This is a genomic window from Geobacillus sp. YHL (genome assembly GCF_022341265.1).
Taxonomy (GTDB): domain Bacteria; phylum Bacillota; class Bacilli; order Bacillales; family Anoxybacillaceae; genus Geobacillus; species Geobacillus thermoleovorans.
This window is the reverse complement of sequence record NZ_JAEIGB010000007.1, coordinates 66,215-91,349: the sequence shown is the minus strand read 5'-3', so window position 1 is coordinate 91,349 and position 25,135 is coordinate 66,215. Positions and strand designations below refer to the sequence as shown.

30 protein-coding genes are annotated in these 25,135 nt (G+C 54.0%); 23 read left to right on the top strand and 7 right to left on the bottom strand.

From position 1 onward, the window contains the following. Positions 1–24 precede the first annotated feature (24 nt). Positions 25–837: a histidinol-phosphatase gene (locus tag JCR24_RS08765; protein ID WP_015375285.1), complete on the top strand. Its 813-nt coding sequence runs from the start codon at positions 25–27 to the stop codon at positions 835–837. A 261-nt stretch (positions 838–1,098) separates the two neighbouring features. On the opposite strand, the gene serA is transcribed toward JCR24_RS08765, so the two are convergent. The 3 genes from serA to JCR24_RS08750 all read right to left on the bottom strand — a co-directional run bounded on the left by serA (position 1,099) and on the right by JCR24_RS08750 (position 3,811). Further along, the gene (gene serA / locus JCR24_RS08760; RefSeq protein WP_012820732.1) at positions 1,099–2,673 is read right to left on the bottom strand and encodes a phosphoglycerate dehydrogenase; all 1,575 of its coding nucleotides are present in this window, start codon (positions 2,671–2,673) and stop codon (positions 1,099–1,101) included. 221 nt (positions 2,674–2,894) lie between these two features. Then, complete coding sequence (locus tag JCR24_RS08755) at positions 2,895–3,398, bottom strand: inorganic diphosphatase (RefSeq protein ID WP_011231730.1); 504 nt, start codon at positions 3,396–3,398, stop codon at positions 2,895–2,897. Positions 3,399–3,562: 164 nt separating this feature from the next. Then, on the bottom strand, positions 3,563–3,811 hold the full coding sequence (locus JCR24_RS08750) for a ferredoxin (protein ID WP_011231729.1): 249 nt from the start codon (positions 3,809–3,811) through the stop codon (positions 3,563–3,565). Positions 3,812–4,064: 253 nt separating this feature from the next. On the opposite strand from JCR24_RS08750, the gene JCR24_RS08745 reads away from it, so the two are divergent. The 5 genes from JCR24_RS08745 (at position 4,065) to JCR24_RS08725 (ending at position 8,262) form a co-directional block, all read left to right on the top strand. After that, a complete protein-coding gene (locus tag JCR24_RS08745; protein WP_014196220.1) occupies positions 4,065–5,111 on the top strand; it encodes a YpbB family protein in 1,047 nt (348 codons plus the stop codon). After that, positions 5,099–6,622: a RecQ family ATP-dependent DNA helicase gene (locus JCR24_RS08740; RefSeq protein WP_238980469.1), complete on the top strand. Its 1,524-nt coding sequence runs from the start codon at positions 5,099–5,101 to the stop codon at positions 6,620–6,622. Before JCR24_RS08745 ends, JCR24_RS08740 begins: the two co-directional genes overlap by 13 nt. After that, positions 6,606–7,190: a CPBP family intramembrane glutamic endopeptidase gene (locus JCR24_RS08735; protein ID WP_011231726.1), complete on the top strand. Its 585-nt coding sequence runs from the start codon at positions 6,606–6,608 to the stop codon at positions 7,188–7,190. The genes JCR24_RS08740 and JCR24_RS08735 overlap by 17 nt, the downstream gene beginning before the upstream one ends. Continuing rightward, positions 7,187–7,717 carry a LysM peptidoglycan-binding domain-containing protein gene (locus JCR24_RS08730; RefSeq protein ID WP_011231725.1) on the top strand — a complete coding sequence of 177 codons (531 nt, stop codon included), beginning with the start codon at positions 7,187–7,189 and terminating at the stop codon, positions 7,715–7,717. The genes JCR24_RS08735 and JCR24_RS08730 overlap by 4 nt, the downstream gene beginning before the upstream one ends. Before the next feature lie 98 nt (positions 7,718–7,815). Next, a complete protein-coding gene (locus JCR24_RS08725) occupies positions 7,816–8,262 on the top strand; it encodes a YpbF family protein (protein WP_011231724.1) in 447 nt (148 codons plus the stop codon). Between the two features lie 25 nt (positions 8,263–8,287). Here the strand turns inward: JCR24_RS08725 and JCR24_RS08720 are convergent, their stop codons facing one another. The 3 genes from JCR24_RS08720 to JCR24_RS08710 are packed head-to-tail and all read right to left on the bottom strand — an operon-like array spanning position 8,288 to position 9,379. Beyond that, on the bottom strand, positions 8,288–8,857 hold the full coding sequence (locus JCR24_RS08720) for a manganese catalase family protein (protein WP_011231723.1): 570 nt from the start codon (positions 8,855–8,857) through the stop codon (positions 8,288–8,290). Between the two features lie 34 nt (positions 8,858–8,891). After that, positions 8,892–9,152, bottom strand: a complete 261-nt coding sequence (locus JCR24_RS08715) for a spore coat protein CotJB (RefSeq protein WP_014196218.1) — start codon at positions 9,150–9,152, stop codon at positions 8,892–8,894. After that, positions 9,149–9,379, bottom strand: a complete 231-nt coding sequence (locus JCR24_RS08710; RefSeq protein WP_238980468.1) for a spore coat associated protein CotJA — start codon at positions 9,377–9,379, stop codon at positions 9,149–9,151. Before JCR24_RS08710 ends, JCR24_RS08715 begins: the two co-directional genes overlap by 4 nt. Before the next feature lie 103 nt (positions 9,380–9,482). Between JCR24_RS08710 and JCR24_RS08705 the strand changes: the two genes are divergently transcribed. From JCR24_RS08705 to rpsA, 13 genes are all read left to right on the top strand, one after another. Continuing rightward, positions 9,483–9,875: a hypothetical protein gene (locus JCR24_RS08705; RefSeq protein WP_096224977.1), complete on the top strand. Its 393-nt coding sequence runs from the start codon at positions 9,483–9,485 to the stop codon at positions 9,873–9,875. Positions 9,876–10,032: 157 nt separating this feature from the next. Further along, the gene (locus tag JCR24_RS08700) at positions 10,033–10,623 is read left to right on the top strand and encodes a genetic competence negative regulator (protein ID WP_011231720.1); all 591 of its coding nucleotides are present in this window, start codon (positions 10,033–10,035) and stop codon (positions 10,621–10,623) included. Positions 10,624–10,783: 160 nt separating this feature from the next. Then, positions 10,784–12,055: a Glu/Leu/Phe/Val family dehydrogenase gene (locus tag JCR24_RS08695; RefSeq protein ID WP_011231719.1), complete on the top strand. Its 1,272-nt coding sequence runs from the start codon at positions 10,784–10,786 to the stop codon at positions 12,053–12,055. 89 nt (positions 12,056–12,144) lie between these two features. Further along, positions 12,145–13,137, top strand: coding sequence for a YpdA family putative bacillithiol disulfide reductase (locus tag JCR24_RS08690; RefSeq protein WP_238980467.1), 993 nt, complete (start codon positions 12,145–12,147; stop codon positions 13,135–13,137). Positions 13,138–13,354: 217 nt separating this feature from the next. Next, the gene (locus JCR24_RS08685; RefSeq protein WP_238980466.1) at positions 13,355–14,326 is read left to right on the top strand and encodes an asparaginase; all 972 of its coding nucleotides are present in this window, start codon (positions 13,355–13,357) and stop codon (positions 14,324–14,326) included. 89 nt (positions 14,327–14,415) lie between these two features. Further along, entirely contained in the window at positions 14,416–15,093 is a 678-nt protein-coding gene (prsW, locus tag JCR24_RS08680; protein ID WP_238980465.1) for a glutamic-type intramembrane protease PrsW, read from the top strand. Between the two features lie 95 nt (positions 15,094–15,188). Beyond that, a complete protein-coding gene (sleB, locus tag JCR24_RS08675; protein ID WP_238980464.1) occupies positions 15,189–15,983 on the top strand; it encodes a spore cortex-lytic enzyme in 795 nt (264 codons plus the stop codon). Positions 15,984–15,998: 15 nt separating this feature from the next. After that, complete coding sequence (gene ypeB, locus JCR24_RS08670) at positions 15,999–17,342, top strand: germination protein YpeB (protein ID WP_238980463.1); 1,344 nt, start codon at positions 15,999–16,001, stop codon at positions 17,340–17,342. Positions 17,343–17,496: 154 nt separating this feature from the next. Further along, the gene (locus JCR24_RS08665) at positions 17,497–18,165 is read left to right on the top strand and encodes a flagellar brake protein (protein WP_238980482.1); all 669 of its coding nucleotides are present in this window, start codon (positions 17,497–17,499) and stop codon (positions 18,163–18,165) included. 52 nt (positions 18,166–18,217) lie between these two features. Continuing rightward, positions 18,218–18,397, top strand: a complete 180-nt coding sequence (locus JCR24_RS08660) for a YpfB family protein (RefSeq protein ID WP_020754079.1) — start codon at positions 18,218–18,220, stop codon at positions 18,395–18,397. Positions 18,398–18,495: 98 nt separating this feature from the next. Beyond that, positions 18,496–19,170: a (d)CMP kinase gene (cmk, locus tag JCR24_RS08655; protein ID WP_033004840.1), complete on the top strand. Its 675-nt coding sequence runs from the start codon at positions 18,496–18,498 to the stop codon at positions 19,168–19,170. Then, complete coding sequence (locus JCR24_RS08650; protein ID WP_011231710.1) at positions 19,167–19,760, top strand: lysophospholipid acyltransferase family protein; 594 nt, start codon at positions 19,167–19,169, stop codon at positions 19,758–19,760. The genes cmk and JCR24_RS08650 overlap by 4 nt, the downstream gene beginning before the upstream one ends. A gap of 179 nt (positions 19,761–19,939) precedes the next feature. Next, positions 19,940–21,103, top strand: a complete 1,164-nt coding sequence (gene rpsA / locus JCR24_RS08645) for a 30S ribosomal protein S1 (RefSeq protein WP_011231709.1) — start codon at positions 19,940–19,942, stop codon at positions 21,101–21,103. Between the two features lie 174 nt (positions 21,104–21,277). On the opposite strand, the gene JCR24_RS08640 is transcribed toward rpsA, so the two are convergent. Further along, positions 21,278–21,412 (bottom strand): YpzI family protein, encoded by a 135-nt coding sequence (locus JCR24_RS08640; protein ID WP_013144883.1) that lies wholly within the window; start codon positions 21,410–21,412, stop codon positions 21,278–21,280. Positions 21,413–21,537: 125 nt separating this feature from the next. Here JCR24_RS08640 and JCR24_RS08635 point away from each other — a divergent pair, with 125 nt between their 5' ends. The 4 genes from JCR24_RS08635 (at position 21,538) to der (ending at position 24,727) form a co-directional block, all read left to right on the top strand. Then, the gene (locus JCR24_RS08635; RefSeq protein ID WP_238980462.1) at positions 21,538–22,134 is read left to right on the top strand and encodes a YphA family membrane protein; all 597 of its coding nucleotides are present in this window, start codon (positions 21,538–21,540) and stop codon (positions 22,132–22,134) included. Continuing rightward, positions 22,131–23,033: a YIEGIA family protein gene (locus JCR24_RS08630; protein ID WP_011231707.1), complete on the top strand. Its 903-nt coding sequence runs from the start codon at positions 22,131–22,133 to the stop codon at positions 23,031–23,033. The genes JCR24_RS08635 and JCR24_RS08630 overlap by 4 nt, the downstream gene beginning before the upstream one ends. After that, positions 23,023–23,208 (top strand): capping complex subunit for YIEGIA, encoded by a 186-nt coding sequence (locus JCR24_RS08625; protein ID WP_011231706.1) that lies wholly within the window; start codon positions 23,023–23,025, stop codon positions 23,206–23,208. Before JCR24_RS08630 ends, JCR24_RS08625 begins: the two co-directional genes overlap by 11 nt. Positions 23,209–23,416: 208 nt before the next feature. Beyond that, a complete protein-coding gene (gene der, locus JCR24_RS08620; protein WP_013144887.1) occupies positions 23,417–24,727 on the top strand; it encodes a ribosome biogenesis GTPase Der in 1,311 nt (436 codons plus the stop codon). Positions 24,728–25,135 lie beyond the last annotated feature (408 nt).

Below are 25,135 nucleotides of genomic sequence, written 5' to 3'. Positions count from 1 at the left end.
AACAGCAGGAGAGGAGAAACGCCGATGTTGACCGATTACCATAACCATTTGGAACGAGGGACGTTGACGCTGGACTATTTGCGCCAGTTCACCGACGAAGCGGCGAAAAAAGGCATCCAGCATTTCGGCATTTCCGAGCACGCGTACCATTTTTACCAAACGAAAAACATTTTGTCCAATCCGTGGGTCGACGCGCGCCGCTGCTACGATATGGACGATTATGTCCGGCTGTTCCACGAAGCGTGGGATGCGGGCCTCGATGTGAAAATGTCGATCGAAATGGATTATACGCCGGGCAAACACGAGGAAATGGCCGCCTTTATCCGCTCATACGAGTTTGACTATGTCATCGGTTCGATCCATTGGGTCGACGATTTCGGCATCGACTTAGCCGAATATCGCCACGAGTGGGAACGGCGCGATTTGTACGATACATACCGCAAATATTTCGATCAAGTCGTGACGCTCGCCGAGTCGAATTTGTTTGACATTATCGGCCACCTCGATTTGGTGAAAATTTTTAAATACGTCCCGGAAGATGAGGAATTTTTGCTTGAACAATACGATCGGGCGACAACAGCGCTCGCCAATTCGAAAACGTGCGTCGAAATCAGCACCGCCGGGCTGCGCAAGCCGGTTGGCGAACTGTATCCGGATCCGCGCCTGCTCCAAATGTGCTATGACAAAGGCATTCCGATTGTGTTGTCGTCCGACGCGCACGTGCCTGAGCATGTCGGCGCCGATTTTGACAAGGCGGTGGAACTCGCCCGCAGTGTCGGCTACACCGAGCTGATGACGTTCTCGAAAGGGGAGCGGAAGGCGGTGCCGCTCGGCTGAACGGAACTGACAAAACACGAGGGTGTCCCAAAAGGATCGGGACACCCTTTCTTAGTATGTAGGCGTAAAACAATCATGAAGAAACGATGCATTGTGTTTGGTTTAAGGAAAAACAACCTTTTGGGTCATGATCATCGCCTTTTCGCAAGAGGGAACTATACGATGCGAATGGCTGCTGTGGGGCTTGCTCGAACGAAAAACGCAGGCTCCTTTCTGGGAAGGCCTGCGTTTTTTGTATGATCTGCCCGCAGAAGCGGGTGGTTACGCTTCGAGCCGCTTCACCGTTTCGATGTCATCAATTTGCGCCAACGCCTGCAATACCTCATCATCAACCGGTTTGTCAAGCGATAAGATCATCATCGCCTTGCCCCCCGCTTCTTGGCGGCCGACTTGCATGGTGGCGATGTTGACATCGTGCGCCCCAAGCACGTTCCCGACTTTGCCGATCATCCCCGGCCGGTCTTGGTGCTGGATATACAGGAGATGGCCTTCCGGGGCAAAGTCGATGGCGACGCCGTCAAAATGGACGATGCGGTCGCCGTAGTTCGGCACGTGCGTCCCTTTGATGGTGAACGTTTTGTTTTCGCCATGGACGGTGAGCGAAATGCAGTTCGCATAGCCGTGCGTTTCATCGGAAAATTTTTCGCCGTATGTGATGCCGCGCTCTTTGGCGACCATGGCGGCGTTCACCTCGTTGACGGTTGAGGCGACGCGCGGCCGCAGGAAGCCGGCGAGCAGGCTGCGGGTGATGTACGTCGTCTCCAGATCAGCGACCGTGCCGGCGTAGGTGACCGACAGCTCTTGCACCGGGATGTTCATAAACTGCGATGCAATCAAGCCGAGCTTCCGGCCTAAATGATAGAATGCTTGAATTTTTTCATAGACGTCTTTCGACAACGCCGGCAAGTTGATCGATGAGGTGACGGGCCGCCCTTCAAAAAAGTGGAGCAGCTCTTCCGCGACTTGGGTGGCGACGTTCAGCTGCGCTTCGACGGTCGACGCCCCTAAATGCGGCGTGACGATCACATTGTCAAACGCTAAAAGCGGATGATCCCCTGGCGGCTCTTGTTCAAAGACGTCGAGGGCGACGCCGGCGACATGCCCGCTTTCCAAGAACGGGATGAGCGCCTGTTCGTCGATGATGCCGCCGCGGGCGCAGTTGATCAAATAGACGCCCTTTTTCGTTTTCGCCAAGTTTTCCGTGCCAAGCAACCCGCGCGTTTCTTTCGTGAGCGGCGTATGAACGGTGATGATGTCAGCCACGGCCAGCACTTCGTCAAGCGAGTGAATCGAGACGCCGAGTTTTTCGGCGCGTTCTTTCGTTAAAAATGGGTCGTACACGTGCACGCTCATGCCAAAGGCGCGCGCCCGTTTGGCGACTTCCGAGCCGATGCGGCCGAAGCCGATGATGCCCAATTTTTTGCCAAACAGCTCGTTGCCGACAAACGCCGAGCGGTTCCACTCCCTCGATTTGACGGAAATGTGCGCCTGCGGGATGCGTCGGACGAGGGCGGCCATCATGGCAAAGGTATGCTCAGCGGCCGAAATCGTATTGCCGTTTGGCGCGTTAATGACGACGATGCCGCGTTTCGTCGCTGCATCGACATCAATGTTGTCGACGCCCACCCCGGCGCGGCCGATAATTTTTAAGTTCGGCATTTTTTCCAATAGTTCTTCCGTCACTTTGGTGGCGCTGCGCACGAGCAAAGCGTCAAAGGTGTGCAATTCCTCTTCCGCTTCGGTTGTTTTCTTTTGCACGATGTCGATCTGCGCCGATGCGCAGAGCGGCGCCAAACCTTCTTCACTGATGGCGTCGGAAACGAGTACGCGAAACACAGTGGGTGCCCCTTTCTGTTTCAAGGATGTTAAATTTCTGATAATTTAACATGCGAAAGCGGTTTCTGTCAATGGGGGAAAAAGAAGTCATACCAATGAAAACGTTTTTTTGAGCAGGAATGTTCGGGGTTTGAAAAAGAAAAGCGCCCATATCAAACGACATGGGCAAAATTGTTCGGAAATAGAAAAACGGCGTCTGGTGAAATGAGATGTTGGACGGATTACTTGTTTTTCTGTTCGTTGTAGCGGGCGATGCATTCGTCGATCAATTTGGCGGCTGCTTCCGGCCCCTCCCATGTGCCGATTTCCGTCCGTTTCCCTTGCAAGTCTTTGTAGCGTTCAAAGAAGTGGGCGATTTCTTTCAGTTTGTGCTGCGGGAGGTCTTCAATCGATCTCACTTCGTCAAAGCGCGGATCTTCGACCGGAACGCCGATCAATTTCGCATCTTCTTCGCCGCTGTCGACCATGTTCAAATAGCCGATGACGCGCGTGTCGATGACGCAGCCCGGGAACGTCGGGTTTGTCGTGATGACCAAAATGTCGAGCGGGTCGCCATCCAGCGCCAACGTATTTTGCAAATAGCCGTATTCAGCCGGATAAAACATCGGTGAATATAAGACGCGGTCGAGCTTGAAAATGCCCCGTTCTTTGTCGAATTCGTATTTGTTTTGGCTCCCGGTTGGAATTTCGATAAACGCTTCGACAATTTTATTTTCGAATGCCATAACCCGTTCCTCCTTTGTTGGTTATGTATACATGAAAACTTGTCCACCCAGCAGGCGCGGCGGACAAGCCAATCTTATTGTAGCACGTTCGTTCAAGATGCGCCACTTGTGATTTCACGCTTGCATCAAAAAACCCTCTTGCCGGCAAGGCAAGAGGGGGAATGTCAGTCGAATTTATTCGGATCGCCGTCAAACGGCTCGTCAGCAACTTTGATCGATTCAGTCGGACAGCCTTCGAAGGCGTCCATCATATCGTCAATCAAAATCTCCGGCACTTCGACGATGCCTTGGTTGTCATCAAGGGTGACGTAGGCAATGCCGTCCTCGTCGTAGTCGTAAATGTCGGGAGCGGCGGCGCCGCAAGCTCCGCAGGCGATGCAAGTCTCTTTATCCACAATCGTATACTTTGGCATAAAAATCGAACCTCCCCAAGTTTATTGGAAACGGACGGGCCATCTCCGTGTTGCCTGCTCGGAAATGAACTTTTCACTTTTAATAATAAGACCGTACGGCCGGCTTTTCAACAAAAAAATCGCTCTCTTGTATTTTTACACATATGCATCTTATTTAGTTTTGTTATCATATGGCGGAACTGTCAACCGATCGATTTTTCTGCCGACCGGTTGGGCGATTTTTGCTACAATAGAGGCGAGGGAGGAACGCAGGATGCGGCATGGCTATGCCTCATTTTTGCTCGCCCATTGCTTGCGCCGCTTCAACGGCGAACGGACGCTGGCGGCGGTGTATCATTTATTTTCGGGAAAAAAATCGGCGCAGACGCTCCAAGACAGCAAATGGTTTCAGCTTGAGCCGCTGTTTGGCACATGGAAGAATGTGACGATGGCGGCGCTCGAGGAAGCGGCAATGGCGCTTGTCGAACAGCGACTCGCTTTATCCGCGAAACAGCGGACATACACGTTGACCGCGGCAGGGGAAGAATGGCTTGCCGAGCAAGCAGCGCTTTTCCCCCGCCATCTGAACGGCTGGCGCTATCATGAGGCGGAACCGCTGTTTTGGCAGCGTCTTTCCTTGATCGGGCAGACATTGTCAAACCTCGTCTATGGGCGGCGTTTTGCACCGATTTGCCGCGACGAGCGGACGCTTCAATGGGTGAAGCAATATTTGCTTGCAAAAGGATCGAGCCAGATGTTGGCCGAGACGCTGTATCAAGAGCTCATCCGGTTGCTTGAAGCGGTTTCGGAAGAGGCGGCGGTGATCTTTACGCTGCGTTTGACGAGCGCGGTCCGCATCGGCTGGACGATGGAGCAAATCGCGGCCTATTTGCAAAAGGACGCGCTCTACGTGCAGTTTCAATTCCGCAACGTGCTTCATTACATCATGGCGGAAGCTGAGGCTGGACGCGTTCCGATGATGGCCGAATTGATGAGCGGACTGACGCCGGCGGTGCTGACACAATCGGCGCAAAAAACGTACGAATGGCTGCGGAAAGGAAAAACGATAGAAGATATTTCCAAGATTCGCCGCTTGAAGCGAAGCACGATTGAGGATCACGTTGTCGAAATCGCTGCCAATGTGTCCGGTTTTTCGATCGCCCCGTTTGTCGACGATGAAAAGGCGGCGGCCATTCGAGCGGCGGCGCAGGCGCTTAGGACGAGGAAATTGAAAGAGATTCGGGAGGCGCTTGATGGCAAAGTCAGCTATTTCGAAATTCGGCTCGTGTTGGCAAAGGAAGTGGGACGTTGGACGAGTTGACGAAAACGCTGCGCATGAAGTTCGGACATGCTTCATTCCGCCCGGGTCAGCGGGAAGTGGCGGAAGATGTGCTTGCTGGGCGCGACGTGCTGGCGATGCTGCCGACCGGAAGCGGCAAGTCGCTTTGCTATCAGCTGCCAGCGTATTTGCTTCAAGGCAGTGTGCTGATCGTTTCGCCGCTTGTGTCGCTCATGGAGGACCAAGTCGAGCAGTTGCGCCGGCGCGGGGAAAAGCGAGTGATTGCTTTTCACAGCCTGCTTGATGCCGAAGAAAAATGGCAGGCGCTCGCTTCGCTTGCGGAGTTTCGCTTTATTTACGCGTCGCCGGAGATGCTGCAGTCGGCAAAATTTTTAACGGCGCTTCGGCGCGTATGCATTTCGCTTTTTGTCGTCGATGAAGCGCACTGCATTTCTCAATGGGGATATGACTTTCGCCCGGACTTTTTAAAGCTTGGGGAGATCCGGCGCGCGCTCGGGGCCCCGCCGTGTTTGGCGTTGACGGCGACGGCGCCGCCCGAGGTGCAGGAGGATATTATTCGCACGCTCGGGATGGATGGCGCCCGCCGCCATATTCATTCCGTCGATCGTCCGAACATCGCCTTGTGCGTGGAGCATTGTTCATCAACGGAGGACAAAGCGGCGCGCTTGGCCGATTATGCCAAGCGTCTCGAAGGCCCGGGAATCATTTATTTTTCGAGCCGTCAATGGGCGGAAGAGATGGCGCGCCGGCTCGAACAGTGCGGCGCGGGGCGGGTCGCCTATTACCATGCCGGCATGGACGGGGAGCAACGGCTACTCGTGCAGCAGCAATTTGTCTACGGTCAGCTTGACATCGTATGTTGTACAAGCGCATTCGGCATGGGCGTGAACAAAGAAAACGTCCGATTTGTGCTTCATTTTCATATGCCGGCCCAGCTCGAGGCGTACGTGCAGGAAATCGGGCGCGCGGGGCGCGACGGAGCGCCAAGCCTTGCTGTGTTATTTTATGCGGACGGCGACCGGGCCATGGCCCAGGCGGTGGCGGAGGCCGAGCTGTTAAGTCCGCGCGAGCTGCGTGAGTGGTGTTGGCGGCTGCCGGAAGGAGCCGGATGGGAAGCGGCGATGGCGACGCTCGAGGATGCCGGATTCACCGACGTACAAAAGCGGCTGTTGGCGTATTTTTTAGAACGGGAACAACGGGCGATGCCTGGTTGGCTGACAGCGGAGGCGAAAGAGCGGCTGTACGGCAGGATGGCAGCCGCCATCGAGGCGCGGCGGCGTTGGAAGCGGAAAAAACTGCAGGAAATGGATGAATGGGTGCACTTGTCTTCGTGTCGGCGTCAAGCGCTTGTCCGCGCGTTTGGCGAGGAGCTGACGGATCAGCAGAATGTCTGCTGCGATCGCTGCGGGCTTTCGCTTGACGGCTATGAACGAGCCGTCCGCCGTCCGGAGGAGGCGCCGGTTCGCCATTGGCGCGAGGAGTTGTGGGACATGCTTTTTGGCGGGGGGCGGACGAATGAAACGGCAAAGTGAACAAATCCGGCAGATGACAGAGCGCGAGCTGCTTTTTCATCTTTATGTAACGCAAGGGTTGCTGCTTCTTGCCGCCGGCGGCTGTTCGCTCTTTTTGTTCGATTGGGCGGAGTGGCGCCGGCTTTGGCGGTTCGATCTCACCGATGTGCTGCTATACGGAGCGGGCGGGGCGGCGCTCGTGCTGGCGGTCGATTTTTTGGCCATGCGCTATTTGCCGGATGATTGGCATGACGACGGCGGGGTGAACGAAAAAATATTCCGCGGCCGCTCGATTCCGCATCTCTTTTTTTTATGTGCGCTCATCGCTGTGACGGAAGAATGGCTGTTTCGCGGTGTTGTGCAGACGCATTGGGGGCTTGGAGCGGCAAGCGTCATTTTTGCTGTGCTGCATGTGCGCTATTTGGAAAAATGGTTTTTGTTTCTGATGGTTGTGCTCATCAGTTTGTTTCTCGGTGCGCTTTACGAACAGACCGGGAGTTTATGGGTGACGGTTGTCGCCCACTTTTTGATCGATGTGGTGCTCGCTTTGCATATTCGGTTGCAGCGGGAGGAAGGGGTGAAGCGATGAAAGGAACACAGGAGCGCCGAGCTGGGCGGCGCTTGCGGATCGATGAGAGCGCGCCGTCCTCGCGCATCAAACGGCGGAGGGAAAAAGAAGAACAAAAGCGAAAATACGTCCCGGCCCGCCTGCTCGTGTTCTTGTTTTTGGCGTTGCCGGCAGTCGTGCTGGCCATCCACCATGTCCAATCGAAGTCCGACACGGTCACAGTCGTTCGTCATGAAGATCAAAGCGGCCGCGAGACGGTGCGCATTATTCAAGACGACGAAGTCAAGAGGACAGAACAGGCGGCCAAATCGAAGCAGAAGAGCGCCGCCGACCGAGGAAGCGTCGGCGGCCGGGAAAAGAAGACCGATGATGAACAAGGAAAAATCATCACCCATGTCGTCGCAGCCAATGAGACGCTCTACAGCATCGCCATGAAATATTACGGCACGCCTGATGCGATCGATCTCATTAAAAAGGAAAACGGCTTGTCGACGGGCCGCCTTCAGCCAGGGCAAACGCTGCGCATTCCGCTTGACGAAAACCATTGAGCGAAACAAAGCATTGTCTGCCGCTCCCCTTTCTTTGTTCTAATGCTGCCTTCTGCGGCATATGATGGACAATAAAAACAGGACAAGGGGGAGAGGAGATGGTCCATTTTCCAGATGAATTTCCCCTCGATGAAGTGGCGAAGGAAATGTTGATGGCCGTCATCGAAAAAAAGAAAAAATGGGAGCGGCTCGAAAAGCGGACGTTGCTCTTGCAGGCGGCCGCGTTTTCCGGTTTGGCCGTTTTCCTGCTTTATCTTTTGGCCAAGGCGGCGGCTTTCGGGACGTGGGGAGAGCGGATCGCCTGGTTTTTCGCTGCGCCTGCCCATGTGTTGATTCTGCTTCTTTTAAGCACCGTTTATTGGGCAGCCGTCTACTACAAAGGAAAAAGCGAAAAGGCGGAAGACGATTTTCACGCCCTCCGCTGTGAGATCATTCAAAAAAGCATCGATTTATGGCAGGACCAAGAACAGTGGAACGGGCGCCATCGGCTGTTTGAATGGATGAAGCGGGAGTATGGCATCAATCTTTATTATGAACAAAGTTGAGCGGGGGTTCCGCTCAGCTGCTGGCTTAGAAAACCTTTTTATGGTTGCGCTCCTCTTTTAAAATTTCCACCGCTTCACGGAACCGTTGGGCATGGATGATTTCCCGCTCGCGCAAAAAGCGGAGTCCGTCGTTTAAATCCGGGTCGTCGCTCATATTGATGATCCACTGATATGTCGCGCGCGCTTTTTCTTCGGCCGCGATGTCCTCATACAAGTCGGTGATCGGGTCGCCTTTCGCTTGGATGTACGTCGCCGTGAATGGAACGCCGGCGGCGTTATGGTAAAAGAGGGCGCGCTCATGGTCGACGTAATGCGGCTCCAGCCCGGCTTCTTTTAGCTGCTCAGGCGTCGCGTCTTTCGTCAGTTTGTACACCATCGTTGCGATCATTTCAAGGTGGGCGAGTTCTTCCGTACCGATGTCGTTTAGCAGCCCGATGACTTTCGGCGGCAGCGTATAGCGCTGGTTTAAGTAGCGGAGCGCCGCTGCCAGCTCCCCGTCTGCCCCGCCGTATTGCTCGATCAAATATTTTGCCAGCCGCGGATTGCACGTGCTGACGCGGACCGGGTATTGCAATTTTTTTTCATAAATCCACATGATCCGTTCCCCCCTTGCGTTCGTGATGGATCGGCTACACTTGCCAAGGCCATGGCGTGTCGTCCCAGTTCCACGGGTAGTTGGAATAGCTATGGCCAAACTGTTCAAGCGGACCATAGGCGGCTTCAAATTGTTTTTTCAGCTGTTTCCGTTTTTTGGCGAGTTGGTTAAATTGTTGAATCGCTTGATAGTCGGTCGGATGGGTGTCCAAGTAGAGTGTCAGTTCGACGAGGGCAAAGTCGACGGCTTGCAGCTCTTCAAGCTGTTCATAATACTCCTTTGGCATTTGTTTCATGAGCCATCACCTTTTGTCTTTGTTTCGTAAGGGCTGTAGTACGGATCGTAAAACACTTGCCAAAGCGTCCCTTTCATCAACGCTTCACGAAGAGGGAATTGCGGCAAGTTGGGCGGCTGGAATCCGACGTATAAGTTTGGTGCGGTGACGTATGTTTTCACGCGGATCGGCGGGCATGGGTCAAACAGGCTTGTATACGGCTCATATTGTTTGCGCGTTGTAAACATGAAACCCCTCCTTTTTTGGCAAAGTTCAGTCTATATTATGATAGAGCAGTACCGTTCATGCCTGTTTGTCATGGCGAATCATGGCAATAATAAGGAGGAAAAAATGGGCCGCCTATGGATGATCGCCTTTGTCGCTGTCTTGTGCACGTATTTGTTTTTTCGCTGGCTGCCGCCCCTTGAGCCGTTTTCCCCAACCTTGTTTTTGACGCAGCTGTTGTTTTCCCCGTTTCGAACATGGCTTGCTTTTGCTTGTTTTTTGCTCGGCGTCGCTGCCAACGGGGCGCTTCTTAGCATCGCTGTAACCGGGACGGTGCGTTTATTGTCCGGCCGGCGGCTCCGCTTAGGCCAATGGTTGCTCAGCTTGGCGGCGCTCGGCCATTTTTATTGGGCGTTTCAGTTCCATTGGCGGCTGGCGGCGCTTTTTTTCGTTTTTTCCTTTTTTTATGGTATGATGACGTTGAGAAGCCGCCAGACGATGCCGCATCGCTGGCCATGACAGGAGGAAGTATGCTGATCGGGGAGCAACCGAGAAAAAATGCTTGTCTAAAACGGGGAAAACGATGTAAACTCATTAATAACAACAAACGAACCAATTGCCGCTTGCGTCATACAATAACGGTAAGAGATGGCTCTGTAGGTAAGGAGGGGTGCCGATGCGTCTTGAGCGCTTGACCCACAACAAAATCAAAATTTTCCTGACGTTTGACGATTTGCTGGACCGCGGGTTGACGAAAGACGATTTATGGAAAGATACGTTTAAAGTCCATCAGCTGTTCCGCGATATGATCGAGGAAGCAAGCGAAGAGCTCGGTTTTGAAGTGAACGGATCGATCGCGGTCGAAGTGTACTCTTTACCGGCGCAGGGCATGGTCGTTATCGTTACGAACGAAGGCGACTACGACGACATGGAAGAAGAATTCGCCGACGATTATATCGAAATGCAAGTAACGCTCGATGAGAGCGATGACATATTTTACGAATTCCAAACGTTTGAAGATGTCATCCAGCTCGCTCATCGCCTGCATGCGGTCGGCTGCCTCGACGGCACGCTTTATTCCTATCAAGGCCGCTTTTACTTGCATGTTCCCGAAGAGCCCCCAATTCCGCTCGACAACTTTGTCGCCTTGCTGGCCGAGTTTGGCAACCCGGCTACGATAACGATACATCGTGTGCAAGAATATGGGAAGCGGCTGATTGAACGCCGCGCGATCGAACAGCTCGTTCGTTATTTCCGCGCCAATTAAAGGTATAGAAAGGCTCCTTGAAATGGACAAGGAGTCTATTTTTTTGCGCCAACTGTTCGACGCCGCTTCGCCATTTTTCCTTTGCATCCGGCCACAGAAGGTGTATACTATGACATGAAAGGCGACAAATTATTATAGCGAGCTTATAGGAGGTTTACGTATGGCAGCCGATAAGCATACGGAAGAGAAAGAACAACAATACGACGTGCTGGCGTCGACACAAATTGTTATACATAGAGCGTTGGAAAAGCTCGGCTACCCGGAAGAAGTGTATGAGCTGTTAAAAGAGCCGATCCGCGTGTTGACAGTCCGCATTCCGGTGCGCATGGACGACGGGTCGGTGAAAATTTTTACCGGCTACCGCGCGCAGCATAACGATGCGGTCGGTCCGACGAAAGGCGGCGTGCGTTTCCATCCTGATGTGACGGAACGAGAAGTGAAAGCGCTGTCGATTTGGATGAGCTTAAAGTGCGGCATCGTTGACTTGCCATACGGCGGCGGCAAAGGCGGCATCGTCTGCGACCCGCGCACGATGTCGTTCCGCGAGCTCGAGCGGCTAAGCCGCGGCTACGTGCGCGCCATCAGCCAAATCGTCGGACCGACAAAAGACATTCCGGCGCCGGATGTGTTTACGAACTCGCAAATTATGGCGTGGATGATGGATGAGTACAGCCGAATTCGCGAGTTTGATTCGCCAGGGTTTATCACCGGGAAGCCGCTTGTCCTCGGCGGTTCGCACGGCCGGGAAACAGCGACGGCCAAAGGAGTGACCATTTGCATCCGCGAGGCGGCGAAAAAACGCGGCTTGTCGCTCAAGGGAGCGCGCGTCGTCGTTCAAGGGTTCGGCAACGCCGGCAGCTATTTGGCCAAATTTATGCACGACGCCGGGGCGAAAGTCGTCGGCATTTCCGATGTGTACGGCGCGCTGTACGACCCGAACGGGCTCGACATCGACTATTTGCTTGAACGGCGCGACAGCTTTGGCACGGTGACGAAGCTGTTTAAAAATACGATTTCGAATCAAGAGCTGCTTGAGCTCGATTGCGATATTTTGGTGCCGGCGGCCATCGAAAACCAAATTACGGCCGAAAACGCTCCGCGCATTAAGGCGAGCATCGTCGTCGAGGCGGCGAACGGGCCGACGACGCTTGAGGCGACGGAAATTTTGACGCAGCGCGGCATTTTGCTCGTTCCGGACGTGCTTGCAAGCGCTGGGGGCGTGACTGTGTCGTACTTCGAATGGGTGCAAAACAACCAAGGTTACTATTGGACGGAAGAAGAAGTGGAACAGCGGCTTGAAAAAGTGATGGTCAAAGCGTTCAACAACGTGTATGAAATGGCGCAGACGCGCCGCGTCGACATGCGCCTTGCCGCCTACATGGTCGGCGTCCGCAAAATGGCGGAAGCGTGCCGGTTCCGCGGCTGGGTGTGAGGCGAGCAAGCGCCGATGTTTGCAAGCTTTGGTGAAATCCCCTATCATAAGATAGGGGATTTTTTGCTTCATGCGAGGTGGCAAAAACGATGAAAGAGGAGAAAATCATTATTGTCGGCGGCGGTCCGTGCGGGCTGGCGGCGGCGATTGCTTTGCAAGACGCCGGATTTTCGCCGCTGGTGATCGAGAAAGGAAACATCGTCCATTCGATTTACCGTTTTCCGACGCATCAGACGTTTTTCAGCACGAGCGACCGGTTGGAGATCGGCGGCGTGCCGTTTATCACGGAAAACCGGAAGCCGACGCGAAATCAAGCGCTCGCTTATTACCGGGAAGTCGTGGTTCGCAAGCAAGTGCGCGTCAATACGTTTGAAGAAGTGAAAACCGTCAAGCCGCAGGAAGATGGAGCATTTCTTATTGAAACGACAAAAGGGACGTACCGCGCGCAGTACGTCGTCATCGCCACCGGCTATTACGACCATCCGAACTATATGAACGTGCCGGGGGAAGAGCTGCCGAAAGTGATGCATTACTTTAAAGAAGCGCATCCGTACTTCAACACCGACTGCGTTGTCATCGGCGGGAAAAACTCGAGCGTCGACGCGGCGATGGAGCTTGTGAAAGCTGGGGCGCGCGTGACAGTGCTGTATCGCGGCAACGAGTATTCGAAAAGCATTAAGCCGTGGATTTTGCCGGAGTTTGACTCTCTTGTGAAGAAAGGCGTCATCCGCATGGAGTTTCGCGCACATGTGAAAGCCATTACCGAAGATGCGGTCGTGTATGAAGTGGACGGGGAAACGAAAACAATCAAAAACGACTTTGTGTTTGCCATGACCGGCTACCATCCGGATCATCGCTTCTTGATGAACATCGGGGTGCAGATCGACCCGGAAAGCGGCCGGCCGCATTATGATTCAGAGACGATGGAAACAAACGTGCCGGGGGTGTTTATCGCCGGGGTGATCGCCGCTGGCAACGATGCGAATGAAATTTTTATCGAAAACGGCCGCTTCCATGGAGACGCTATTGCCGCCTGCATCGTCAAGCGCGAACGGGAGCGGGCAGCCAAGCAGCTGCAGTAGCGCTTCGTGGCCAATATATCGACTGGCATATGACGGCATGACCTCCTCGAACAATGAACGCTTTGCGGGCAAATGACATTTGCCCGCCGGCGTTCTTGTTCGAGGGAAGAGGCAGAAAAGCTTGTGTTCAGCCATATCATTCTTTGTTTTTTAGTAAAATAATGGATCATCAACAATCGTGTCATGATGCGAAAGCGAGAAAGCGAGGGTGGCTTGCGTGACGAAACGGAAAGTGGTGCTCCTGACAACCGGCGGCACGATTGCGAGCAAGCGAAACGAACGATCCGGCCGCCTGCGGGCCGGGGCGCTAAGCGGTGAAGAACTCGCGGCGATGTGCCATTTGCCGAAAGAAATTGAAATCATCGTGGAAAGCGTATTTCAATTGCCAAGCATGCATTTGACGTTTTCGCATTGGCTTGAGCTAAAAAAACGGATTGAGGCGCATTTCACCGATCCATCCGTTGATGGCATCGTCGTCACTCACGGAACCGATGCGCTCGAAGAAACGGCCTATTTCCTGGATTTGACGATCGATGACCTGCGGACGATCGTCGTCACTGGTTCGCAGCGGGCGCCGTCTGATTTGGGCAGCGATGTATACATCAACATCCGCCATGCCATTTACGCCGCGTGCGCCGAGCCGTTGCGTGGGGCGGGGACGGTCGTTGTGTTCAATGAACGCATTTTTGCCGCGAAATACGTGAAAAAAGAACACGCCTCGAACATTCAAGGATTCAACGCTTTCGGCTTCGGCTATTTGGGCATCATTGACAACGATGAGGTGTACGTGTACCAAAAGCCGATCCGACGCGAATATTACAAGCTTGTGCGCCCGCTTCCGCCGGTGGACATTGTGAAATGCTACTTGGAGGCGGACGGCAAGTTCATTAAAGCGGCTCGAGAAAGCGGCGTCGCTGGCATTGTGCTCGAAGGGGTCGGCCGCGGGCAAGTGGCGCCAAAAATGGTCGATGAAATCGTCAAAGCCATCGAAGCGGGGATCAAAGTCGTGGTGACGACGAGCGCCGAGGAAGGGGCGGTGTATACAACGTACGATTACCCCGGCAGCGCCTACGATTTGCATAAGAAAGGGGTTATTCTTGGCAGCGACTACGATGCGAAAAAGGCGCGCATCAAGCTCGCTGTCGCTCTTGCTGCCGACGCCGCCGTTGATGGCTTGTTCGCTTATTAGGCAACAAGCGGCCCAGCAATTCCTCTTTTTTTCTCCCCTGTTTCGTGGTACGATGAAGGTAAAAATGCCAAAAGAAACGGGGATCGAGGATGTTTTCGTTGATTTCCGCCGGCGTCGCCCCCGGGGTGGCGCTGCTTAGTTATTTGTATTTAAAGGACGAGTATGAGGCTGAGCCGCTTTCGTTTGTGTTGCGCATGTTTTTGTTCGGCGTCTTGCTTGTGTTTCCGATCATGTTCATCCAATACGTGCTGTCGGCAGAAGGGATCGTCGCGTCGCCGGCCGCCGAGGCGTTTCTTTCCGCTGCGCTCCTTGAGGAGTTTGTCAAATGGTTTGTCGTTTATTTTTTTGTGTATGACCACGACGAATTTGACGAGCCGTATGACGGCATTGTGTACAGCGCCAGCGTCTCGCTTGGGTTCGCGACGCTGGAAAACATTTTGTACTTGTTGGCCAACGGAGTGGAGACGGCCATTGCCCGGGCGCTTTTGCCGGTGTCCAGTCATGCGCTCTTTTCCGTCATCATGGGGTTTTATTTCGGCAAGGCGAAGTTTGCCGTAAAAAAGCGCCGCTATTATTTATGGGCGTCGTTTTTGTTGCCGTTTTTCCTTCATGGCGTCTATGACTGGCTGCTGCTCGCCAAAGAGCGTTGGGGCTATTACATGGGTTTGTTTATGCTCGCCTTATGGTGGGCGGCGTTGCGCAAAGTAAAACAAGCGAAAGGATACGCCCGCCCTCAAGCGGTGCCGCCTGTGAAAAGCCAAGCGTAAAAGCTTTGGCTTTTTTTTTTCTTTTTTTCGCATAAAAAAGGGAAACGGAAGGAAAATAAGGGTAAAAACGGTGAGTGTTGACGGGAGGTTCACATATGGCAAGAAAATGGGTTCTATTCATCGCATTGGCTGTTTGGACATGCATTTACCCATCAGGCCATGCTTTCGCGTTTTCCCCGCAAGTGATTCAGCGTGGCGCGGTTGGCGACGATGTCATTGAATTGCAGGCGCGGCTACAGTATCTCGGCTTTTACAACGGAAAGATTGACGGCGTGTTCGGCTGGCGAACGTATTGGGCGCTGCGCAACTTTCAATACGAATACGGGCTGCCGGTCGATGGTCTGGCCGGCCCCAAGACGAAACGAAAGCTCGTGAACGCATCGAAATATTACGAGTCGTTTGTGAAAGAGCAAATCCGTCAAGGAAACGAGTTCACCCATTACGGCGGCATTCCGCTCAGCCAGCAGGTGAAAAAGCGCGGCGGAGGCGGCAGGCGAACGGTGAAAACGACAGCATCCAATGTGCCGAAAGGGTTTTCGCAAAATGACATTCGACTCATGGCGAATGCTGTCTACGGCGAGGCGCGCGGTGAGCCGTACATCGGGCAAGTAGCCGTCGCGGCCGTCATTTTGAATCGGCTCGAACACCCGTCGTTTCCGGACACGGTTGCCGGGGTGATCTTTCAGCCTGGGGCGTTCACCGCAGTGACCGACGGACAAATTTGGCTGACGCCGAACGAAACGGCGAAAAAAGCGGTGCTTGATGCGATCAACGGCTGGGACCCAACCGGCGGAGCGATTTACTACTTTAACCCAGCCACGGCGACGAGCGCTTGGATTTGGAGCCGCCCGCAAATCAAGCGGATTGGAAACCATATTTTTTGCAAATAAAAGGAGGGAGACGAGATGGTGCGAAACTTACTGATTGCAGCGCTTGTCGTCGCTGTCGTCGGCACTGGTTACTGGGGCTACCGGGAGCATCAGGAAAAAAACGCGATCTTAATTCATGCGGAAAACAATTACCAGCGCGCGTTCCACGATTTGGCCTACCAGATCGATTTGCTGCATGACAAGCTTGGAGCGACGCTGGCGATGAATTCGCACGCCTCATTGTCGCCGGCGCTCGCCGAAGTGTGGAAAATCGCATCTGAAGCCCATTCCGATGTCGGCCAACTGCCGCTGTCGCTTTTGCCGTTTAACAAGACGCAAGAGTTTTTATCGAAAATCGGCGAGTTCAGCTACCGGACGGCCGTGCGCGATTTGGAAAAAGAGCCGTTGACCGAAGAAGAGCACAAGACGCTCGAGGCGCTGTACAAAAGCGCCGGCGCGATCCGCCAAGAATTGCGCAACGTGCAGCATTTAGTGCTGGAAAACAATTTGCGCTGGATGGACGTCGAACTGGCGCTGGCGACGAACGACGAGAAAGGCGACAACATCATTATTGACGGCTTAAAAGCGGTGGAGAAAAATGTTGATACATTCTCAAGTTCGTCCGAGTTCGGCCCGTCGTTCATCGGCCTGGCCAACGAGGAAAAAGGGTTCGTCCGCGCGAAGGGCCGCCCGGTTTCCAAAGATGAAGCAAAGCGGATCGCACGCGATTTTCTCGGCTTGAAAGGAACGGAGAAGATCAAGGTGACGGAAAGCGGCAAAGGGGCCGACGAACGCTTTTACAGTTTGACGATTCACGATCCGAAAACAAAAGGCGATATTTACATGGATATAACGAAAAACGGCGGCTATCCGATTTGGGTGTTAAACAGCCGGCCGGTTGGCAAACCGACGATCAGCCTGCATGAGGCGGCCAACCGCGGAATGGCGTTTTTGAAGCGGCACAAATTCACCGGGTTTGAGCTGTATGACAGCACACAGTACGATAACGTCGCCGTGCTCACGTTTGTGAAAAGCGAAAACGGCGTCCGCATTTACCCGGAAGCGATCCAAATGAAAGTGGCGCTTGACAACGGCCATGTCGTCGGCTTTACGGCGCGCGACTATTTGTCATCGTCCATTCCGCGTCCGTTGCCGAAACCGGCGATCACTGCCGAAGAAGCAAAGAAAAAGTTGAATCCGCATCTAAAGGTAATGGAACAGCGCCAGGCGGTCATTATGAACGATTTGCAAAAACCGGTGCTTTGCTATGAGTTTTTAGGAACGCTTGGCGATGAAACGTATCAACTGTTCATTAACGCCGCAACCGGCCTTGAAGAAAAAGTCGAGAAGCTTGAAAGCGTGGAGCCGAATTACAGATGAAAACAAAGGGAGGAAAAGCTGGGGCTGTCGGCTTTTCCTCTTTTTTTGGTCAAAGGCAGCCGGACGGTATGGTATAATCGTCATGGGACATCATGCGGATCGGCGAAACGATCGCCGGTTCGGCAGCTGACTGAAAAGGGGAAAAGGGACCATGATGATCAAAATCGGAGATTCGATCCGGCTTGAGCCGTCGGACGGCTCAGCGCGGCAATACCGAAGCAAAGCGCTCGCTGTTGCTGACGGGGCGGTTCATATCAGCTATCCGATCGATGAACAGAATGGAAAAACCGTTTATTTGTTGAACGGGATGCAGTTTAAAGCGACTTTTGTCGGACAAGACGGCGGTTTATACATGTTTGATACCGAAGTGAAGGGGAAAATCCGCGATCCGTTGCCGATGGTCGTCTTGGCTTACCCGGGCGAGGAATACGTCGTGCGCATCCAGCGCCGCCGTTATGTACGGGTGAAAGCGAATGTCGATGCGGCCGTCCATCCGTCTGACAGCGAGTTCGCTCCGTTTACGACGATGACGGTGGATATCAGCGCCGGCGGCGCCGCCCTCCTTGTGCCGTCGGCGCACGCTTCGCTTCTTCGCCCCGGCATGGCGGTCGAGCTTTGGCTCGTGTTGGCGATGCGCTCCGGCGAATACCATTACGTGCAAACGAAGGCGTCGATTGTGCGCATGGCTGATGACGAGCGTGGCATGGCGAAAATGTCGGTGGAGTTCACAGACGTCGCCCCCCAAGACCGCGTCCGGCTCATTCGCTACAGCTTTGAACGGCAGCTTGAAGAGAGAAAATGGGAGAATGAACAGAATAAATGAGCTGGGCGCGTGGAATACTGCTAGAAAAAGTGGGAAGCAGGAGGCTTGCGCCATGAAACGGATCGAACAGCTGTTGTGGAAGCTTGTCGTCATCCAGGCGATTTGTTTGCTAGTCGCCCAATGGCTTGTGTTGTACACGAAAGCGCCCTTGTATATCGGCAAGGTGTATGAATACGAAGGTGTAGCCAAGCCGGAAAAAACGAAAACAGTTGAAACGGCCGTCGACCGTTGACGGCGGATATGGTACAATGAACATGGAGACATGCAGGGTTTTCCTGCATTTTTCTTTGTGCACTCATCAAGCGATTTTCGGTAAAGCAGGAGGAAATGATGAAACGACGAATCAGCATCGCGATCGACGGACCCGCCGCGGCGGGGAAAAGCACGGTCGCCAAACGGATCGCTAGGCGGCTTTCCTACGTATACATCGATACCGGAGCCATGTATCGAGCGCTGACGTACCGGGCGCTTGCATGCGGCGTCGACATCCATGATGAGCAGGCGCTCCTGTCGCTGCTTCGCGATACATCGATTGAGTTGAAACCGTCGCCGCATGGACAGATCGTCCTAGTCAATGGCGACGATGTGACCGACATCATCCGCGGTGAGGCGGTGACGAATGCGGTGTCGCTTGTTGCGAAGCATCCGCTTGTGCGCGAGGAGATGGTCGCCCGCCAACGCGCCTTGGCGGAAGGGGGCGGCGTCGTCATGGACGGGCGCGATATCGGAACGCATGTGCTGCCAAACGCCGAAGTAAAAATTTTCCTGAAAGCTTCGGTCGAGGAGCGGGCGCGGCGCCGGCATGAGGAAAATCTTGCGCGCGGCTTTCCATCCGATCTTGAAAAGCTGAAAGAAGAGATCGCCCGCCGCGATCGGCTCGATTCAGAACGAGAGACAGCGCCGCTTCGCAAGGCGCCGGATGCGGTGGAAATCGACACGACATCGCTGTCGGTTGAGGAAGTGGTGGAGCGGATTATGGAGATTGTCAACGAAAGGATTGGATGACGGTGGACTTTTATTCATTCGCCAAGGGGATCGTCAAGGGAGTGCTCACCCCTTTTTACCGCATTCAAACGATCGGGATTGAACAATTTCCAAAGGAAGGCGGCGTGCTTCTTTGCGCCAACCATATCAGCAACCTAGATCCGCCGGTCATCGGCATTACGGCGCCGCGGCCGATTCGGTTTATGGCGAAAGAAGAGCTGTTTCGTGCTCCGGTCGTGAAAACGCTCGTCAAAAGCTTGCATGCCTTTCCGGTCAAGCGCGGCATGAACGACCGCCAGGCGCTGCGCACGGGGCTTGAGGTGCTGAAGCAAGGCGAAGTGCTCGGCATTTTTCCGGAAGGGACGCGCAGCAAAGACGGCCGGCTGAAAAAGGCGTTGCCCGGCGTTGGCTTTTTCGCTTTGCGCACCGAGGCCGCCGTTGTCCCGTGCGCCATTGTCGGCCCGTACCGTCCGTTTGTGCCGCTTAAGGTTGTGTACGGAGCGCCGATCGATATGGCGCCGCTGCGCGCGCGGAAAGCGAGCCCGGAAGAAGCGGCCGATTACATTATGGATCATATCCGCCGGCTGCTGGAAGAGCATCAGCGGGCATGAAAGGAATATGCTGTTCGAGGCATCCCTTCCGCCGCCTCCATGAGCATTATAGTACATGTTGATTGAGAAAATATGGTATACTAACTAGAAAAGCGTCCTTATTTTGCCGACAGCCGGCCGCGGCCTCGGCGCGAGGCGCGCTTTTGACAGTTGTCAGTCGATGAAGGAGGGTTTTTGCGATGACAGAAGAGATGAATGTGCAAGTCAATGTGTATGAAGTGGGCGATATCGTCCGCGGCAAAGTGGTGAAGCTTGAGGACAAGCAAGTGCTGGTCGAGGTGGAAAACAGCAAGCAAAGCGGCATCATTCCGATCAGCGAGCTGTCGAACTTGCATATTGAAAAACCGAGCGATGCCGTCGCTGTCGGCGATGAAGTGACGGCCAAAGTCAAAAAAGTGGAAGAAGGAAAAGACGGGGAAGAAGGGTTGCTCATTTTATCGAAAAGAGCGGTGGACGCCGAGCGGGCGTGGGAAGATCTTGAGCGCAAATTTGCAAGCGGCGAAACATTTGAAACCGTCATTAAAGACATCGTCAAAGGCGGTCTTGTCGCCGATGTCGGAGTGCGCGGCTTCATCCCGGCGTCGCTTGTCGAGCCGCATTACGTCGAAGATTTTTCCGATTATAAAGGAAAAACGCTCGCCGTGAAAGTCGTCGAGCTTGACCGCGAGAAAAACCGCGTCATTTTGTCGCATCGGGCGGTCGTTGAGGAAGAACAAGCGCGGCAGCAAAAAGAACTGCTCTCCCGCCTTGAGCCGGGGCAAGTGCTCGATGGCGTCGTCCGCCGCATTGCCGATTTCGGCGTCTTTGTCGATGTCGGCGGGTTTGATGGGCTCGTACATATTTCCCAGCTTTCCCATACGCGCGTCGCTCATCCGTCGGAAGTGGTGAAAGAAGGCGATGCGGTGAAAGTGAAAGTGTTGGCTGTCGACCCGGAACAAGGCCGCCTGTCGCTGTCGATCAAAGAAGCGCTGCCGGGCCCATGGGAAGGCCTCGGCGAAAAAGTGAAACCGGGTGATGTCGTCACCGGGACGGTGAAACGGCTCGCTTCATTCGGCGCGTTTGTGGAAGTCTTCCCAGGCGTCGAAGGATTGGTGCATGTGTCGCAAATCGCCAACCGCCGCATCGGCTCGCCGCATGAAGTGCTGAAAGAAGGCGACGTGGTGAAGGCGAAAGTGCTCGACGTCAACGAAGCGGATCACCGCCTTTCCCTCAGCATCCGCGCGCTGCTTGAGGAAGAGGCGGCCGCGCCGGCTGAGGACTACAGCCAATACACAAGAACGTCGGAAACGCGCGGCTTCCAGCTCGGCGAAGTGATTGGCGAGCAGCTGAAAAAATTAAAGTAATGTAGAGCCGCAAGATCAACTAGCTGGCAAAACAAAGCGAAAGCTCCCTTCTGTCCGATGGCTTGAGCCATCTGGACGGAGGGAGCTTTTTTGCTTGATTCATTGCAGTAGGGTGCGGCTGTTGCTCGCATCGGGACAAGGGCGGCCGCAAGGGAAGATAAGGACCGCTTTTTCTTAATGGCGGTTCCGTTCCCGCGCTTCCTCCGGCGTGTCGAGCCGAGCCGCTCCTTTATAGGAGAGGGACTGATCCCGGTCTGACTCGACGCGCCGCGATTGCTTCAGCTTTTTTTCCTGTCGATCTTTTCCCATTTCGCCATGGCTCCTTTCTGCTTCGGTACAGCGATCATTTTTACTATGAACGAATGCTGTTTTTTCTATACGGGAATGAACGTTCATAAAAGATGACATAATGAACATAATAAGGAGTGGAAAAGATGGAAGGAGCTTATTTTTATTTCTTTTTTTGGGCGTTATGGATTGCAGCGACATTTTTGATGAAAAAGACCGTCGAGCGGACGAAGCTGGCTGCATTTTCGCTTTTCATGATCAGTTCGGCCTCGATGACGGTGAAGATCAGTTCCATTCATATGGCGGCGTCCTTTTTTGTGCTTTTTTTCTCCTCTTGTTACGTGGCGGTCACACAGCGGCCATGCGGATGGCTGCGGATGGCGCTGTCAGCGTCCGGCTTGGCGTTTGCCTATGCCGCTTTTCGTCTGCTTGCCTTGTTTGATCCGGTCTGGATTTGGCTTGATGGCCAATGGATGCTTGGCTGGTGGATGGCCTTGATCAGCAGTCTGTTCCACCGCCGCATATCCGCCCGCCTTCTTTGTCTGGCGCTCGGCGGCTGTCAAGGGGAAGTGGTGTACGCCATGTCCATCTTGCGCATGGCGCCGGGTTATGTGCTTGGGTCGTTTTCCTTTTTGGATGCGCTCGCCATTAGCGCATCATCTTTGCTCGTTTGGGAATCGATCCGCTTCTTCTCGCTGCAGCTTGAGGAAAAACGGCCTGTAAGGAGGACGAGGCAGCCGTGAACGAATACACGTTTCCGATTTTATACGGTGTTGCCGCTGGGGTGTTGACGCGGATTTATTTGTTGCGCACCGATTACCGGCAATACCCGACGTATTTGCACGGTCGGACAATCCATATCGCCTTAGGGGCCATTGCCGCCGGCTTGGGAACGGTCGCCGTGCCGGCGATTATGGAAAAAGAGTTCGCAGCGATCACGTTTTTGGCCTTGGCCGCCTCACAATTTCGCGACGTACGCAATATGGAGCGCAATACGTTGAACGAGTTGGATCAGTATGAGCTGGTGCCGAGAGGAAAAACATACATCGAAGGCATCGCGATTGTGTTTGAAGGGCGGAACTATTTAGTCATTTTCGTCTCCTTTTTATCGACGCTCTTTTATTTAGTATGGGACATTTGGGCCGCGCTTGCCGCCAGTATCATCGGCCTTATGACGGCGCGGCGGTTTATGAGCGGAAGCCGGCTGAAAGACATTGCCGAGGTCCAATATGTCAAGCCGCATTTTGAAGGGGCAGGGCTGTATGTTGACAACATCTATATCATGAACATCGGCTTGCCGGCGCGGCGCGAAGAAATTTTGCGCTATGGAATGGGGTTTATTTTAACGCCGAAAAATTTCAACGCCCGCACGACGATCGCCAATCTTGGGCAGCGGCAGGCGATTTTGCATGATGTATCGACCGCCCTCGGCATTTACCGCGACTCGGGAACGCCGGCGCTCGTGCCGCTCGCCAAGCGCGATTTGAATGACGGACGCGTCGGCATTTTTATTTTGCCGCAAGTCGAGGATGTCGAGAAGGCGAAGGCTGTCATCGAAAACGTGCCGGTGCTTGAGAGCGCCATCCGCATGCCGAAGAAACGGCGTTGGAAGCGGAAGGGGTGGAGCGGCGATGACGCATGAAAAAATAATTTTGGCCGTCATTACGATGAACGGCGGGCGCGTCGCCGGCGGTGCGCCGATCTTTATTTGCCAAACTAAAGAGGAAATGGAACAGATCGCCGCGAATTTAGAGGCGATTTTGGATGGCATCGCCCATGAAGTGGGCGAGGGGCTTCTTATTATCGTCAAACATTAGTTGTTGAGCGTTTCGCTTTTTGATAAAATAAAGCAGTTGTAGCCTACCCTGGTTCATCGCTAAAAGATGCACTTGATTGGCAAAAAGTCATTTCCTTCCTAGCCTCGCAGTCAAGTGCCCTTGGCGTTGATGGACCGATGCCCTTCCGAAAAGGGCGTTTTTTTTCAGCGACAAAGGTAAGGAGAAAACGAAGATAAAGGGTGGTAGCATGGCAAATCCAGTCGTGGCCATTGTCGGCCGTCCAAATGTAGGAAAATCGACGATTTTCAACCGTATTGTCGGGGAACGCATTTCCATCGTCGAAGACGTGCCTGGAGTGACGCGCGACCGCATTTACAGCCGAGCCGAATGGCTGAACCATTCGTTTTATTTGATCGATACCGGCGGCATTGACATTGGCGACGAGCCGCTGCTTGTGCAAATTCGCCAGCAGGCGGAAATCGCCATCGATGAGGCGGATGTCATCATCTTTATGACGAACGGCCGGGACGGTGTGACTGCGGCTGATGAAGAGGTGGCCAAGCTGCTCCGCCGGTCGAATAAGCCGGTTGTGCTCGCGGTGAACAAAATCGACAATCCGGAAATGCGTGATTTGATTTACGACTTTTACGCTCTGGGCTTTGGGGAGCCGTATCCGATTTCCGGAGCTCATGGGACAGGGCTTGGCGATTTGCTTGATGCTGTTGTCCGTCATTTTCCAAAGGGCGGTGGACAAGAGTATGAAGAAGACGTCATTAAGTTTTGCCTCATTGGCCGGCCGAATGTCGGCAAATCGTCGCTTGTCAACGCCATTTTAGGTGAGGAGCGGGTCATCGTCAGTGACATCGCCGGTACGACGAGGGACGCCGTCGACACCTCATTTGTGCGCGAAGGGCAGGAATATGTTATCATTGATACGGCAGGGATGCGCAAACGAGGGAAAATTTACGAAAGCACGGAAAAATATAGCGTCTTGCGCGCGTTAAGGGCCATTGAGCGCTCGGACGTCGTGCTTGTTGTGTTAAACGCTGAGGAAGGCATCATCGAGCAGGACAAAAAAATCGCCGGATACGCGCATGAAGCGGGTCGCGGTGTCATTCTTGTCGTCAATAAATGGGATGCGATTGAAAAGGACGACAAAACGATGGTCGAATTTGAGCGGAAGATTCGCGATCATTTTCCGTTTTTGGACTATGCGCCGATTTTGTTCGTATCGGCGAAAACGAAGCAGCGGCTGCATAAGCTCTTGCCGCTCGTCCGGCTTGTGAGCGACAATCATGCGATGCGCGTCCAGACAAATGTGCTCAATGAAGTCATCATGGATGCGGTGGCGATGAATCCGACGCCGACGCATAACGGGCGGCGTCTGAAAGTTTATTACATGACGCAAGTCGCCGTCAAACCGCCGACGTTTGTCGCGTTTGTCAACGACCCGGAACTGATGCATTTTTCATATGAACGGTTTTTGGAAAACCGCATCCGCGATGCATTCGGTTTTGAAGGCACGCCGATTAAAATCATCGCCCGCCCGCGGAAATAAGAAAAGCGGAGGCCGCGCGCCAAGCTCCCGAGGCAAAATGTTCTCCGCGCCGAGAAGTGCTTGCACTTCGAGGGCGGAGGTTATTTTGCGGAAGGGAGCTAGCGGCCGCAGCTAGACAGGAAGAAAAGCGGAGGCCGCTTGCCCATCGGCGACACGCGCTGCGGGGCCCGCGAGGAGGCTGTTGCCGCCGCAGAGGGACACGCAGCGTCGCAAGCCGATAGCGGCCGCAGCTAGACAGGAAGAAAAGCGGAGGCCGCGCGCCCATCGGCGATACGCGTTGCGAGGCCGGCGAAGAGGCTCGAACCAAGGAAAGCTTGGTTCTGTGTGGGTGGTGTCACAGGAGCGTAAGCCATGTGTCGCCGCCGCGAAAGTCGGACGAACAGGAGCGAAGAGGCGGCGCGATTGCTA

Coding starts and splice junctions, on each gene's coding strand:
- JCR24_RS08765 (WP_015375285.1), top strand. CDS start 25: ATGTTGACCGATTACCATAACCATTTGGAACGAGGGACGTTGACGCTG.
- JCR24_RS08755 (WP_011231730.1), bottom strand. CDS start 3,398: ATGGCATTCGAAAATAAAATTGTCGAAGCGTTTATCGAAATTCCAACC.
- JCR24_RS08750 (WP_011231729.1), bottom strand. CDS start 3,811: ATGCCAAAGTATACGATTGTGGATAAAGAGACTTGCATCGCCTGCGGA.
- JCR24_RS08745 (WP_014196220.1), top strand. CDS start 4,065: ATGCGGCATGGCTATGCCTCATTTTTGCTCGCCCATTGCTTGCGCCGC.
- JCR24_RS08735 (WP_011231726.1), top strand. CDS start 6,606: ATGAAACGGCAAAGTGAACAAATCCGGCAGATGACAGAGCGCGAGCTG.
- JCR24_RS08730 (WP_011231725.1), top strand. CDS start 7,187: ATGAAAGGAACACAGGAGCGCCGAGCTGGGCGGCGCTTGCGGATCGAT.
- JCR24_RS08725 (WP_011231724.1), top strand. CDS start 7,816: ATGGTCCATTTTCCAGATGAATTTCCCCTCGATGAAGTGGCGAAGGAA.
- JCR24_RS08720 (WP_011231723.1), bottom strand. CDS start 8,857: ATGTGGATTTATGAAAAAAAATTGCAATACCCGGTCCGCGTCAGCACG.
- JCR24_RS08715 (WP_014196218.1), bottom strand. CDS start 9,152: ATGAAACAAATGCCAAAGGAGTATTATGAACAGCTTGAAGAGCTGCAA.
- JCR24_RS08710 (WP_238980468.1), bottom strand. CDS start 9,379: ATGTTTACAACGCGCAAACAATATGAGCCGTATACAAGCCTGTTTGAC.
- JCR24_RS08705 (WP_096224977.1), top strand. CDS start 9,483: ATGGGCCGCCTATGGATGATCGCCTTTGTCGCTGTCTTGTGCACGTAT.
- JCR24_RS08700 (WP_011231720.1), top strand. CDS start 10,033: ATGCGTCTTGAGCGCTTGACCCACAACAAAATCAAAATTTTCCTGACG.
- JCR24_RS08695 (WP_011231719.1), top strand. CDS start 10,784: ATGGCAGCCGATAAGCATACGGAAGAGAAAGAACAACAATACGACGTG.
- JCR24_RS08690 (WP_238980467.1), top strand. CDS start 12,145: ATGAAAGAGGAGAAAATCATTATTGTCGGCGGCGGTCCGTGCGGGCTG.
- prsW (WP_238980465.1), top strand. CDS start 14,416: ATGTTTTCGTTGATTTCCGCCGGCGTCGCCCCCGGGGTGGCGCTGCTT.
- sleB (WP_238980464.1), top strand. CDS start 15,189: ATGGCAAGAAAATGGGTTCTATTCATCGCATTGGCTGTTTGGACATGC.
- ypeB (WP_238980463.1), top strand. CDS start 15,999: ATGGTGCGAAACTTACTGATTGCAGCGCTTGTCGTCGCTGTCGTCGGC.
- JCR24_RS08665 (WP_238980482.1), top strand. CDS start 17,497: ATGATCAAAATCGGAGATTCGATCCGGCTTGAGCCGTCGGACGGCTCA.
- JCR24_RS08660 (WP_020754079.1), top strand. CDS start 18,218: ATGAAACGGATCGAACAGCTGTTGTGGAAGCTTGTCGTCATCCAGGCG.
- cmk (WP_033004840.1), top strand. CDS start 18,496: ATGAAACGACGAATCAGCATCGCGATCGACGGACCCGCCGCGGCGGGG.
- JCR24_RS08650 (WP_011231710.1), top strand. CDS start 19,167: ATGACGGTGGACTTTTATTCATTCGCCAAGGGGATCGTCAAGGGAGTG.
- rpsA (WP_011231709.1), top strand. CDS start 19,940: ATGACAGAAGAGATGAATGTGCAAGTCAATGTGTATGAAGTGGGCGAT.
- JCR24_RS08640 (WP_013144883.1), bottom strand. CDS start 21,412: ATGGGAAAAGATCGACAGGAAAAAAAGCTGAAGCAATCGCGGCGCGTC.
- JCR24_RS08635 (WP_238980462.1), top strand. CDS start 21,538: ATGGAAGGAGCTTATTTTTATTTCTTTTTTTGGGCGTTATGGATTGCA.
- JCR24_RS08625 (WP_011231706.1), top strand. CDS start 23,023: ATGACGCATGAAAAAATAATTTTGGCCGTCATTACGATGAACGGCGGG.
- der (WP_013144887.1), top strand. CDS start 23,417: ATGGCAAATCCAGTCGTGGCCATTGTCGGCCGTCCAAATGTAGGAAAA.